Raw genomic sequence first — 12,414 nt, forward strand, 5'->3', positions numbered from 1 at the left:
GTGTTCGAGTAAGCCGGAGGCACGCCCCCGGCGGGACTTCATTTGCGTGCCAGCACCTTGTCGATGGGCTCCGGGGTGAACAGGGGTTTGCGCATCACCAGTTTGATCCACAGTACGGCGATCACCGATACCAGGCCGAGCACCGCACCGGCGCTGTAGAAGATCGAGGCGGTCATCTCCGGGGTGGGCGACACGTAGTAGATCGATACCAGCATACCGGCGATGCCGAGGATCTGCGGCAGCGGGTAGAAGGGCGTCTTGAACGGGCGGGCCAGATCAGGATAGCGGCGGCGCAGGGCGATCACATCCAGGTGGCAGATGATGTAAGCCAGCAGCCAGGCCACCGCCGCAGCCAGCAGCAACAGGCCAATGGCCGCCGGGTCGTCGCCCATAAACACCACTGGCAGGCCGGTAATGGCGGCCACGAACAGCACGGCGACCCAGGGCGCCTGGTACTTCTTGCTGAGCATTTTGAACTGCGGGAAGGCCTGGCCGTTGACCGCCATGCCGTAGAGCATGCGCGGGATGGCCGCCAGCGAGGTGTTGACTGTGCTGCAGGTGGCGGTGATGGCAGCGACTACCAGGAAGATTTTCCCGGTTTCGCCGAACAGCGCGGTGGCGAACAGGTAGTGCGGCAGAGCCGAACCGGCCAGTTCATCCTGCGGCACATAGAGCAGCGCACCGACGCAGTAGAGGGCGATGGTGATAAAGATTACCGTCACGCCGAGGATCATCGACCAGGGAATAGTGCGCTTTGGATTGCGCGACTCTTCCACCAGCGGGCAGACGAACTCGGCGCCTACAAAGCCCCAGATGGCCAGCGCCACCAGGGTCATCACGCTGGCGCCCATGGGGTTCCAGTCGCTGGTAATGGCCGTGCTCAGCGCCGGCTCGCTGCCGCTGCCGGTCACCGCCGCCAGGCCCAGGGCCAGCAGCACGACCACCATGATCAGCGCCAGGGCCGATTGCAGGCGCGCGAAGATGTCGATGCCCAGCAGGTTGAGCAAGGTAAACACCACCAGCACGCCATAGGCGATCAGCATGCTCGGGAAGGCACCGGGGTAGACCTCGTTGATGATCAGATCAAGCAGCAGCAACTCCGCCGATAGGGCGAACATCGCCACCACCACATAACCGGAGAAGGTCGCCAGAATCGCCGGAAAATGCCCCAGGGCCACCTCGGTGTAGCTGCTCAGGCTGCCGGCGCGGGGGATCATCAACGCCAGTTCGGCGAACGACAGCACATAGCTCAGGGCCAGGAGGAAGGCCAGCGCCAGGGGGATCAGAAAGCCCAGGCCGGCGATGCCCGCGCCTTGCAGCATCAACACCATCACGCCCTGTGACACCACCAGGCCGATGGCCACGGCGAGCAGGGCGGTCAGGCCCAGGCTGGGTTTGCGAGTGCGCGCGGCTGCGCTTGCTTGAGCCAGGCCAACGGGAGCCGCAAGGCTGATATTGGGGTCGTGCATGGGAGTTCTCCTGCAATCTTGTTGTTGTGTCAGGTGAGCCACACGCGGCAGGGGCCGCAGTTATCTGCTGCGCTTTTGCGGGCGCAGCTGTCCATTGCGCCTTACAAGCAGCGCAGTTGTCTGGGGTGTTCTGAGGGCAGCCGTTACCGGCTGCGCATTAGCTGCGCAGCTGGAACCAGGTGGTCTTCATCAGGCTGTACTTGTCGAAGGCATGCAGTGACAGGTCGCGGCCAAAGCCTGATTGCTTGCAACCGCCGAACGGCACGCAGACATCCAGGGCATCCACGGTATTTACCGACACAGTGCCGGCGCGCAGGCGTTTGGCCACGCGGTGAGCGCGGTGCAGGTTGTCGGTCCACAGCGAGGCGGCCAGGCCGTACTGGCTTTCGTTGGCCAGGCGCACGGCCTCGTCCTCGCTGTCAAAGGGGATAACCGCCAGCACCGGGCCGAATACTTCTTCGCGGGCCAGCTGCATCGTCGGGCTGACGTGGGTGAAGATGGTCGGCTGGATAAAACTATCCGAGCCATTGAAACTCAGGCGCTGGCCACCACAGGCCAGCGTGGCGCCCTGGCTCTGCGCCCGGTCGATAAAGCCCATGATGCGCTCGGCCTGGCGCGCATCGACGATGGCGCCGGCGCGGCTGGTCGGGTTGAGTGGGTCGCCCGGTTGCCACTGTTGGGCCTTGGCGATCAGACGTTGGACAAATTCATCGTGAATCTCGCGCTGCACCAGCAGGCGCGAGTTGGCCGAGCAGACTTCGCCCTGGTTGAAGAATATGGCGAAGGCAGCTTTTTCCGCGGCCAGGTCGAGATCCTGGCAGTCGGCGAATACCAGGTTGGCGCTCTTGCCGCCGCATTCCAGCCATACCTGCTTGAGGTTGGACTGCGCCGCGTAGGCCATAAAGTATTTGCCCACCTCGGTGGAGCCGGTAAAGGCCAGGCAGTCCACATCCATATGCAGGCCCAGGGCCTTGCCGGCCGTTTCGCCCAGGCCTGGCAGCACGTTCAGCACCCCGGCCGGCACGCCAGCTTCCAGGGCCAGCTGAGCCAGGCGCAGGGCGGAGAAGGGCGATTGCTCGGCCGGCTTCAATACCACTGAGTTGCCCACAGCCAGGGCCGGCGCGAGCTTCCAGGCGGCCAGGTCCAGGGGGAAGTTCCACGGCACCACAGCGCCGATCACGCCTAACGGCTCGCGGGTGATGGTGGCCAGGACGTCGCTGGCGGTCGGCGCTACTTCGTCATAGCGCTTGTCCAGGGCTTCGGCGTACCAGCTGAAAACCTGGGCGGCGCCGGGTACGTCGATGGTGTAGGCATCCATCACCGGCTTGCCCATATTCAGCGAGTCGAGCAGCGCCAGCTCCTCGCGGTTGGTCAGGATCAGCTCGGCCAAACGCAGCAATACCTGCTTGCGCTCGCGCGGTGCCATGCGCGCCCAGAGGCCGTGCTCGAAAGCCTGGCGGGCGCTGGCCACGGCGGCATCGACATCGGCTGCATCACAGGCGGCTACATGGGCCAGCAACTGGTGGGTGGCCGGATTGATCGACGCGAAGGTCGCGCCGCTCTGCGCTGGGCGCAACTGGCCATCGATCAGGGCCTGGGTGATAAAGCCTTGCGCGGCGGCGCGCTTCTGCCAATCGCTATGGTCCAACATCGCCTTTATCCTCATTCCTGGGCCGCTAGCGGCATACCGGGGCCGTAAACGGCTGGTCGGGTGCCGTGAGCGGCATGCCTGATGCCGTGAACGGCTTCTTGTGGTTGTTGAGGGTGATGGTGGCGCAGGTCGGGCAGAAGGAAAATTAGTAAATTTATACTCGCAGGCTATTAAAAAACTGGGCAGCCCCAGTGCCGGGCCTGGGGTATGTTGGCTGCATAAAATCAGTACAAGACGGCCAGGAAGCCGCTATTAAGGAGGTACCGCATGGCCGCCTATACCCTGCGTCAGCTCAAGTATTTCGTCACCACCGTGGAGTGCGGCAGCGTCGCCGAGGCCTCGCGCAAGCTGTATATCGCCCAGCCATCGATTTCCACGGCGATCAAGGGCCTGGAAGAGAGCTTCGGCTTGCAACTGTTTATCCGCCATCACGCCCAGGGCGTTTCCCTGACCCCCGGCGGCGCGCGTTTCTACAAGAAGGCTCAAGAGCTGATCCGCATGGCCCGCGAGTTCGAGCAGAACGCCCTGGCCGATAACGACGTGGTGGCCGGGCAGATCGATATCGGCTGCTTCGAGACCGTGGCGCCGCTGTATCTGCCGCGACTGATTGCCGGCTTTAATGCGCTCTATCCAGGCGTGGAAATCCGCATCCGCGACGGTGAGCAGCAGGAGCTGATTCAGGGCCTGACCGCCGGGCGCTTCGACCTGGCCATCCTCTACGACCATGACCTCGATGCGACCATCGTCAGCGAACCGCTCATGACCCCACAAAAACCTTACGCCCTGCTGCCCGAAGGCCACCGCTTTACCGGTCAGGCCCAGGTGTCACTGCGCGACCTCTGCCTGGAGCCGATGATCCTGCTCGACGTGCAACCGAGTCGCACCTACTTCGTCAGCCTGTTCGAGGAGCTGGGCCTTGCGCCCAATATCGTCTTCAGCTCGCCGTCCATTGAAATGGTGCGCGGCATGGTCGGCCAGGGCTTCGGCTTCTCCCTGCTGGTGACCCGCCCGCACTCGGAATGCACTTACGACGGCAAGAAGGTGGTGACCGTGGATATCAGCGAACCGGTAGCCAGCTCCGGCCTAGCCGCCGCCTGGCTCAAGCGTGCACCGCTGACCAAGCCGGCGCAGTTGTTTGTTGAGTTCTGTAAGGAACAATTGGCGGGGAGCGTGGCGAAATAGTGGATCGCGGGAAGGGGGCGGCCAGAAGCAATAATTCACCATGGGCTGCTTTCGCCCCACGGGGGATGCCAAGGCCCATGCGGATAAGCTATCGCTACAGCCCCATTAAATAAGCATTCGTCGGTATTAAAGTGCCGATTAGTATCAGGCTTTACCTTATTTAAAGATTTATATTGCTGATTAATTGATGGTGATCCAAGATAATCAGCATCTTAATGCCGGTTTATGGTGCTGCCATGTACGACGCGCTGACCATACAAACCTACGTAAACGGCCAATGGCACGACGCTCTCGATTTGAGTTTTGCGGATGCGCAACAGCTTGCGGGTACGCGCAGTACGGCTTCGTACAGCACGAAATATCTGTCCACCTTTTACGATGTGACAGAAAACATCTTCGAATATGCCGTCAGCGTTAACTTGCCAGTCAACTGGGCTTCTGACGATAGCAAAGGCTTTCCTGCCTTCGTTTACGACATCATTCCGGCTGGTCATGCAAAGCAGTCGCTGCTCAAGCGTTTTAATGATGAAAAGCCCGATGGAATGGATATTGATCTGTTCTTGTTGGGCAGATGCACCCCATCGCCTATCGGCAATCTGCGTGTGAAAGAGTCTGTTGAGGCCCTTGAGGACTCGGGTGCCGAAGCATTTGCTCGCCAGGAAGTTATTGAGCGCACCAATGATTTCCTTGAGTACGCCTACGAGGCTGGCGCTGCCCTAGGCGGCGCGACAGGTGCGCAAGGTGAAGCCCCAAAGCTATTGCTGGCAGAGAGTCGTGACGGACAGTTTTATGCGGATGCCATGCTCGATGACTCGTTCGTGCAAGCACACTGGCTAGTTAAGTTCGCCCGGAACAAGGTGACTGAGAACGACAAGAACATTCTTCGCGCCGAATATCAGTACTACAAAGCGGTGTCGAGCCTAGGCCTGAATACCGTTTCGACTAATGGGTTGAGCTTGGAAGAAGCCGAAAAGCCCAGCCTTTGGATGCCACGGTTTGACCGTATCGTGGATGGCGAGAGCGTCGAGCGGATCGCGGTTGAATCGGTCTACTCCTTACTGGGTAACACAGAGCCTGGATCGAGGCTCAAGCATGAAGCTGTGCTGTCGAAGCTGATTGAGTTGTGGTGCATAAGCGGGCAAAACGATGAGGTGCCAGAGCTGATCTTTGAGTACATCCGCCGAGACCTGCTTAACCGAATCCTTGGCAACAGTGACAACCACGGTCGCAACACATCCATTTTCCGCTACAGGGGAAGGTTTGATTTGGCCCCGATCTATGACCTGGCCCCGATGGTTCTGGATGCAGATGGGGTAACAAGGGCAACGAAATGGCAGGCCGAAAAGAAAGGCAGCCCGAAGTGGCGTGATATTTGTGCCTGCTTCCCGCAGTGGTATGCCCCAGATGATCTGTACGAGCGTATCCGTGATGCCGCCAAAGCATTCAGAGCGCTGCCGGATTTACTCGTAGGTATGCCGCTGGATATCCGCCAATCCAATGCGCTGCCAGTGAACGATCTGGATAGGCACCTTGGATATTGGGAGCTGCGATGAGGACCATGACCGGAGCACAGCGTAAGCAACTGATCGACGAGATCATTCAGCTACACACGAATGGTGAATTAACCCTGGGCATGGCTATCCGTAGGCTCCGTTTGGAGGTCACAGGTTTTGATCAGGAAACCTTTGCCCAAATGTGTGGCATGTCCACCAGAGCGCTGTACCAGCTGGAAACGGACAAAGGCAATCCGACCTTGAGCACCGTCGATTCAATATTGCGCAAATTTGGCCTGCGGATGGGGCTGATGATGGCCATTGCACCCAGCAAAAGACCATCGTTGGCGGCTGCGCTGCCCTCAAACACAAGGCGTGTTACTGCGGTTAAACGCAATGGCGTACCTGCAGTCGTTAAGTCTGATGATTCAAGCCGCAAGGTCACCCATGTCATCTCAAGGGGGGCAAAGCCTAAAGGGACGGCTGGGAGCAGACCTGCCTCTGGCAAGTCGCACAAAGTCGCCCAAAAAGAGATCCCTGGGGCCGACGATTCCGGCCAAGACTGAATACACTATGCGCCAGACTATCCCGCGCCATCCCTATGGCTGCCTCGAACAAGGACCGCGCCTCCATGGCTTCCCCAGATAAACAGCAAAAACGCGCCCAGCGGGCCAAAGCCAAGGCCAAGCAGAACCGTTCGGGCAAGGCCAAAGCTCATGTGGTGCATCCGCTGCTGGCCAATCCGCTGATCAACGAGCCGTTCGATGATGTCGAAATCGACCTGAGCACCTTCGATTTCAAAGACATCGAAGAGCACGGTTTCGACCCGGCGCACTTCGACGATCTGTTCCAAGCGATGAAGGTCGGCGAAGGCATCAGTCTGTTGGCGATGTGCCTGATATTCCTGCAATACCCGGTGTTGGAGTTGGTAGTCGCGGAGGAAGCGGAAGATGCTGCCACGGACTTTATGATGGGGCTGCTGATCGTCTATCGCGGGATCTTCCACGATGAAGACGAAGACACGGCAGTTGAGTGGATCGGCAGCGATGCCTTCCAGCATGCCTACAACGAAGCCTCGATGATCCTGCAGAAGAAGAACGCGCGCGGCACCCCGGGCGCCCGCGCATAGGTGTGGGGCTTGTTTAGCGTTAACCGTGCAAGGTTTTCGCCTTGAAGATCGGTTCGCTACTCAGTATTCGAATCCCGTCCGGGCCGCTGTCCAGCAGGCGGCGCTCGCTATCGGCGATTAGGAGTTCAAGGTCGTAACCGGCGTTGGCGAGACACTGCGCCATTTCCTGCACGGCCTCCTGCGCCCAGGGGGCGGCGGAGTCGAAATGTCCCAGCAACCTGGCGCCTCTACGCACCACAAGTCGGTATCTGTTCATCCTGCGTTCTCAATAGCGGAGTGTTGCTCTGTGCTGCAGCGCTACTCGGTGATAAATGCTCGGTGGCGATAACTGAGGCTGCTGGCAAGCTTCGGCCAGCAGCCCAGGATTCAGAATGCGCAGTAACTTCCCGCCAGTTCGATACGGCCGAAACTGGCATTGGGATCGAGCGGGGTGATGGCCAGCAAGTGGTCGAGGCGCACCTCGAACTGGCCGTTGTCGTTCTGCAGCACAAGAAACTCTTCCTTGCTCGGTGCCGTGCGCGTGGTCAGCGCCCTGGCTGCGAAGCTCTGCCCGTCGATCATTTCGATCTGCAGGCCGTAACGGTGCATACAGGCGATCTCCAGGTAGTCGTGCAAATCGCAGTTCAGGGGCTGATACGCGTTCATGGTGGGTCTCCTAGCAGCCTTGCAGCGGGATGATGTAGTAGCCCTGCCCGGTGACGGCAGCGGCGATTTCGGGGTGGGCCGGTTCGCTGTGGCAGAACTGGCAGCGGCTCTGTTCGATGTCGGCATCCTGCACGCCGCGCTCACTCATCCAGTCACGGGCGTACTGGGTGGCGCGAGCCTGGTCGTTACCTTCGATCAGTACATCGAAGTGCAGATAACGGCCGTCGCGGGTGCGCACATGGGTGTCGAATACATTTACGTTCATCACTGATCCTCCTTCCAGGTAGCCGGCAGCGCAAAGGGTGAGAATGCGCGAGGCTCCTTACTTCAAGTCGTCGATGGAAGCGCCGAAGTTCAGGTGCAGCACCTGGCCTTCGTAGACAAATGCAGGCACCGACTTGACCCCGGCCAGCTCGGCCTCGGTGACGCGCTGTGGTTGTTCGCCAAGGTGAACCACCTCGACCTTCAGCGCTGGGTCCAGCAGGTTGAGCAGGGTCTGTTCGGCCGAAATACAGACAGGGCAGCCGGCGTGATAGAAGCGTGCGTTGGTCATTACGAGTCTCCTTAAGTCAATTTGGTATCGATTCGATACTTGCGCAAAGATTACGCTTGATCTTGCCTTTGTCAATATGGTTTTTGATCGATACTATGTGTCGACAGGAGTGATATATGACCGGCACAACCCTTTTCGATCTGCTTGAACGGCTCTCCAGCCTCAGCCGCATCTGGTTCCGCCAGCACCCGCTGCTGGCCGAGTTGCAACCCATCCAGTTGAGCGCGCTGATGTACCTGGCGCGCTGCAACCACTACTCCAATACGCCGCTGGGGGTGACCGACTACCTGGGCCTGACCAAGGGCACGGTGTCGCAGTCGCTCAAGGCGCTGGAAGCCAAGGCGTTGATCGTCAAAGTTCAGGATGCGCGCGATAAACGCAGCGTTCACCTGCAGCTGACCGATACCGCCCGAGAGCTATTGCAAGCGTTGCTGCCGCCGGCTTTTCTCGCCGAAGGAGAGGCGCGCATGGCTGAGCGCGGCGTACAGCTGCAGGCGCTGCTGGGTGAGCTGCTCTGCGAGGTGCAGCGCAGCGCGGATGTGCCAAGCTTTGGTCTGTGCCGCAGTTGTCGTTTTCATCAGCAGGTCGATGATCTGCCGTTCTGTGGCTTGACTCAGGAACCCCTGGCGCCGAGCGATGCGGCGCTGATCTGTCGCGAACATCAAGCCCTCGAGGTCGCCGCATGAGCCTGCCCAGTGTTCGTCTCGACGCGCTGCTTACCGGTCACGTACGGCCGTTCAGCCGGCCGGGTTCGCACAGCGCCATCGACAAGCAGCCGCAACAAGGCCTATTGGTGGTGAACCCGCTCGGCCTGGGCGGTGATGAACAGGGCGATCTGCGCGTGCATGGTGGGGTGGAGAAAGCCATTCATCATTATCCGTATGAGCATTACGCCGCCTGGGCCGCCGAATTGGGCGCGCATCCACTGCTGGCGCAGCCGGGGGCCTTTGGCGAAAACTTCAGCAGCAGCGGCTGGACCGAACATGACGTTTGTCTCGGCGACCGCATTCGCGTGGGTACGGCGCTGCTGGAGGTGTCGCAGGGGCGTATGCCGTGCTGGAAGCTCAGTGACCGCTTCGGCGTGGCCGAACTGGCCCTGCGAGTGCAGCAGTCCGGGCGCACCGGCTGGTACTACCGGGTGCTGGAGGAAGGCGTGGTCAGCGCCGGCGACAGCCTGCAACTGGTTCAGCGGCAGTTTGCCAACTGGTCGCTGACGCGTTTGTCTGCAGTGCTGTTCGACAAACGGGTGGAGAGCGAGCTGTTGCGTGAATGCCTGGCCCTGCCATTGGTGCCGTCGTGGCGGCGCACCCTGGAACGGCGCCTGGAAAAAGGCCTGATCGAGGATTGGGCTCCCCGCCTGCAAGGCAAAGACGCGGCAGAATAACGCAGCATTATCCTTTGGTCGTAAGTGCAGCAGATGCGAATGCTTCTACACTGGATTCGCGCGTTGATCTACGGCTGTCCAGTACCGGCGTAGGGCGCTTTTCTGGGGGCGATATGAGCCGGCTGATCTGCGCCGACTTCGACGAGTTCGAAGAGGCTTTGTACGGGGTCGAGGGGCATTACGTGCTGCGTTCGCGGCAGCAGCGCGACTGGCGTCTGCGCGTCGTCGAACTGGACGGCGTGGCCCTGATGTTCGGCCGTGAGGGTGCAGGCACCGTTTACAGCGGCGTTGGCCTGCCGGGTTTCTTCAATATCTTCCTGCCGCTGAGCCGCCACGAGTGCACCGTGCTGGGTGGTCAGCGCCTGGACCGGCGGCTGATCGGCTGGATGGTGCCCGAGACGATGTTCCATATCGACGCCAGTCAGCCGGCGAGCTGGATGACCGTGGCCATGTCCTGCGAACTGGTATTGCGTTGGGCGCAGCAGCATGAGGACGAATTCGACGCGTCGATCCTTTCGCGCAACCTGATCTGCCGAGCCCAGCATGACTTGGCACCGCTGGTCTGGCTGGCGCTGCGCCTGCTGCGTATCGATCATTGCGCACCGCAGGAGCTGCATGCTCCGGCGGCCGAGAACGCAGCGCGCAACGAGCTGATGGCGCTGGTGTTCCGCAGCCTGCTGCCGGTGACTCCCGCATCGCGTAACCCGGCCGCCCAGCCCAGCCATCAGCAGATTCTGCGGCGGGCCCTGGAGCTGCTGGACGTTATGCCGGATGCTCCGTTGCATATGGTCGACCTGTGTCTGGCCTGCAGCACCTCGGAGCGCACGCTGCGCAACCTGTTTACCCGCTACCTGGGCATGAGCCCGCACCGCTACCTGATGCAGCACCGCTTGCATGCGATTCGCCGGGCCATTTTGCGCGCGGCGCCGGGGGAGACCATCACCGATATCTGTGCGCGCTTTGGCGTGTGGGATTTCGGCCGTTTCGCCGGCCTCTACCGCAGCTACTTTGGCGAATTGCCGTCGCATTCGCTGCGCAGCCGGCGGCCTGTGCCACAGGCTTTGTCGATCAGTCACCGTTGACCCCACGCTGCAAGGTAGCGCTAGGGTATTCGCCGAATAGCGCGTGGTAATCCGCCGCCATGCGGCCGCAGTCGGTGTAGCCGAAACGTTGAGCGACCTCTGCAACGCTGGCGTGGCTCTGGTCGGTCACAGCCAAAGCGGCACGTAGCAGATGCAGGCGGCGCAGACGTAAGTAACGCGCCGGAGCCATACCCAGAGTGGCGACGAAAGCGCTGCGCAGGGTGCGTTCGCTAACTCCTACTGCGCGGCATAACTCAGCCAGGCGAGGCGTACGGCCGCTAGTGATCGGTAGCAGCTGCAGCACCTGGCTTAGCAGGCTTTCGTAAGTGGCTTGGCGAGCACGCTGGCGCGGCGTGGTGCGTAGTGACATGGCGGCGTCCTGGCCTTGGGTGATGGCGCCAGGCTGCGCCGAGCCGCGCGCTGGCGATACGTAAAACAGGCAAATCGTACGCGTTGAGCAGCTTTGCCGATTTTACGTATCGGCTACTGCTGAATACCGCCAGCATCCGACCATCGCTCGCCACCCGCTGCCCCGCATTCGGCGCCCTGACGAGCCCCCAGAAGCGTTCGAGCATCATCGACGCGAGTGGAGGCTATATGAGTCTGTCGAAGCGCAGTATGGGCATCCTCTGTCTGGTTTTGGCTGGCGCATCTGCCTGTGCATGGGCCGAGGCCCAGGGGCCGCAGTTACTGGAGGTCGAGCCGTTTGTCGAGCTGCCAGCCGGTGTGCGCTATCCGGAAGGGCTCGCCGTTAATCCGCACAACGGCGAAATCTACGTCGGCACCTTCGATGCCCGGCAACCCGCCAGCACCCGCAATAACCAGTTGTTGCGTTATGCGGCGGACGGCCGGCTGCTGGCGCAACGTGCGTTTGCCGCGACGCCGCTGACCGGTCTGGGTTATGCAGACGGGCAGATTTACATCCTCAATTTTGGCGCGGGCAAGCTGCAACGTATCCCGACCGAGTTCGGGGCGAACACCCCGGTCGAGGATCTGCTTGATTTCCCCCAGCTGAAGCCAGCCGCACTGGCAGCGCGCACAGTCGCCAACCCGGATGGCAGCCAGGATCAGATCCACTTCGGCTCCAGCGGCATGCCCGCACCCAACGGTCTGGTGTTCGCCGGCAATGGTGACCTCTACGTTTCCGACTCCTTCCAGGGAGCGCTGTATCGCATCGCCAACGTCACCCGTTGCAAGCCCTGCGCGCTAGAAGTGTTGTCGCGCGATCCGCTATTGGCCACGGCGGGTTCTCTGCCCTTCGGTGCCAACGGCCTGGCCTTCAACGCCGACGAAAGTCAGCTGTATATCAATAACGCCGGTGACGGCCGCTTGCTGCGTATGCGCCTGCCGAACGGTGAAGTGCAGGTGCTGGCAGAGAGCCTGCCGGGGGCCGACGGTTTGTTATTTCACGACGGCCTGTTGTGGCTGCTGGCCAATCAGATCGACCAACTGCTCGGGCTCGACGAGCAGGGCTTGATTCGCGTACGTGCAGGCGGCTTTCAGGGCATCGCCAGCAACGGTGCGCCGCGTGGCCTGCTGTTTCCCGCCAGCAGTGTGGTGCAGGGCGAGTGGATGGTGGTCAGCAACCTGGCCCTGCCGCTGACGCCTGCCGAGGGCGATGAGTGGGAAGAGCGGGTGAGCACCTGGAACCTGATGCGCGTGCGCCTGCCGCAGCCGCCAACCAAGGGAGAGTCCGCCAATGCCGCACAACCTTGAGCAACCTTTGAATAAAGGCCGTCGCCGCCTGATGTTCGGCTCGGCCGTGCTGGCCACAACGATGTTGTTACCCCTAGGCGGTTGTATGCGCGGCAGTGGCTCCGCAGCAA

At 61.1% G+C, this 12,414-nt stretch carries 15 protein-coding genes; 8 read left to right on the forward strand and 7 right to left on the reverse strand.

Annotated features, from left to right (window positions below; translation table 11 throughout):
• Positions 1-38: 38 nt before the first annotated feature.
• Complete coding sequence (locus Q8O69_RS17140) at positions 39-1,469, reverse strand: APC family permease (protein WP_305593425.1); 1,431 nt, start codon at positions 1,467-1,469, stop codon at positions 39-41.
• A gap of 157 nt (positions 1,470-1,626) precedes the next feature.
• Positions 1,627-3,120, reverse strand: a complete 1,494-nt coding sequence (locus Q8O69_RS17145) for an aldehyde dehydrogenase (protein ID WP_305593426.1) — start codon at positions 3,118-3,120, stop codon at positions 1,627-1,629.
• A 267-nt stretch (positions 3,121-3,387) separates the two neighbouring features.
• On the opposite strand from Q8O69_RS17145, the gene Q8O69_RS17150 reads away from it, so the two are divergent.
• The 4 genes from Q8O69_RS17150 (at position 3,388) to Q8O69_RS17165 (ending at position 6,924) form a co-directional block, all read left to right on the forward strand.
• Positions 3,388-4,302, forward strand: a complete 915-nt coding sequence (locus tag Q8O69_RS17150; protein WP_305593427.1) for a LysR family transcriptional regulator — start codon at positions 3,388-3,390, stop codon at positions 4,300-4,302.
• A 236-nt stretch (positions 4,303-4,538) separates the two neighbouring features.
• The gene (locus Q8O69_RS17155) at positions 4,539-5,855 is read left to right on the forward strand and encodes a type II toxin-antitoxin system HipA family toxin (RefSeq protein WP_305593428.1); all 1,317 of its coding nucleotides are present in this window, start codon (positions 4,539-4,541) and stop codon (positions 5,853-5,855) included.
• A 5-nt stretch (positions 5,856-5,860) separates the two neighbouring features.
• The gene (locus tag Q8O69_RS17160) at positions 5,861-6,361 is read left to right on the forward strand and encodes a helix-turn-helix domain-containing protein (protein ID WP_305593429.1); all 501 of its coding nucleotides are present in this window, start codon (positions 5,861-5,863) and stop codon (positions 6,359-6,361) included.
• Positions 6,362-6,426: 65 nt separating this feature from the next.
• Positions 6,427-6,924 carry a hypothetical protein gene (locus Q8O69_RS17165; protein ID WP_305593430.1) on the forward strand — a complete coding sequence of 166 codons (498 nt, stop codon included), beginning with the start codon at positions 6,427-6,429 and terminating at the stop codon, positions 6,922-6,924.
• 19 nt (positions 6,925-6,943) lie between these two features.
• Here the strand turns inward: Q8O69_RS17165 and Q8O69_RS17170 are convergent, their stop codons facing one another.
• The 4 genes from Q8O69_RS17170 to Q8O69_RS17185 all read right to left on the reverse strand — a co-directional run bounded on the left by Q8O69_RS17170 (position 6,944) and on the right by Q8O69_RS17185 (position 8,122).
• Positions 6,944-7,180, reverse strand: a complete 237-nt coding sequence (locus tag Q8O69_RS17170; protein WP_305593431.1) for a cytoplasmic protein — start codon at positions 7,178-7,180, stop codon at positions 6,944-6,946.
• A 110-nt stretch (positions 7,181-7,290) separates the two neighbouring features.
• The gene (locus Q8O69_RS17175; protein ID WP_305593432.1) at positions 7,291-7,569 is read right to left on the reverse strand and encodes a Rho-binding antiterminator; all 279 of its coding nucleotides are present in this window, start codon (positions 7,567-7,569) and stop codon (positions 7,291-7,293) included.
• A 10-nt stretch (positions 7,570-7,579) separates the two neighbouring features.
• On the reverse strand, positions 7,580-7,834 hold the full coding sequence (locus tag Q8O69_RS17180) for a DUF2024 family protein (RefSeq protein ID WP_305593433.1): 255 nt from the start codon (positions 7,832-7,834) through the stop codon (positions 7,580-7,582).
• 57 nt (positions 7,835-7,891) lie between these two features.
• On the reverse strand, positions 7,892-8,122 hold the full coding sequence (locus tag Q8O69_RS17185) for a thioredoxin family protein (protein WP_305593434.1): 231 nt from the start codon (positions 8,120-8,122) through the stop codon (positions 7,892-7,894).
• A 116-nt stretch (positions 8,123-8,238) separates the two neighbouring features.
• On the opposite strand from Q8O69_RS17185, the gene Q8O69_RS17190 reads away from it, so the two are divergent.
• From Q8O69_RS17190 to Q8O69_RS17200, 3 genes are all read left to right on the forward strand, one after another.
• Positions 8,239-8,808 (forward strand): MarR family winged helix-turn-helix transcriptional regulator, encoded by a 570-nt coding sequence (locus Q8O69_RS17190; protein ID WP_305593435.1) that lies wholly within the window; start codon positions 8,239-8,241, stop codon positions 8,806-8,808.
• Entirely contained in the window at positions 8,805-9,506 is a 702-nt protein-coding gene (locus Q8O69_RS17195; protein WP_305593436.1) for an MOSC domain-containing protein, read from the forward strand. The genes Q8O69_RS17190 and Q8O69_RS17195 overlap by 4 nt, the downstream gene beginning before the upstream one ends.
• Before the next feature lie 113 nt (positions 9,507-9,619).
• Positions 9,620-10,588, forward strand: coding sequence for a helix-turn-helix domain-containing protein (locus tag Q8O69_RS17200; protein WP_305593437.1), 969 nt, complete (start codon positions 9,620-9,622; stop codon positions 10,586-10,588).
• Here the strand turns inward: Q8O69_RS17200 and Q8O69_RS17205 are convergent.
• On the reverse strand, positions 10,575-10,958 hold the full coding sequence (locus Q8O69_RS17205) for a helix-turn-helix domain-containing protein (RefSeq protein WP_304864782.1): 384 nt from the start codon (positions 10,956-10,958) through the stop codon (positions 10,575-10,577). The two genes, Q8O69_RS17200 and Q8O69_RS17205, sit on opposite strands and share 14 nt — an antisense overlap.
• 227 nt (positions 10,959-11,185) lie before the next feature.
• On the opposite strand from Q8O69_RS17205, the gene Q8O69_RS17210 reads away from it, so the two are divergent.
• Entirely contained in the window at positions 11,186-12,304 is a 1,119-nt protein-coding gene (locus Q8O69_RS17210) for an SMP-30/gluconolactonase/LRE family protein (RefSeq protein ID WP_305593438.1), read from the forward strand.
• Positions 12,305-12,414 lie beyond the last annotated feature (110 nt).

This window comes from Pseudomonas sp., assembly GCF_030690725.1.
GTDB lineage: Bacteria > Pseudomonadota > Gammaproteobacteria > Pseudomonadales > Pseudomonadaceae > Aquipseudomonas.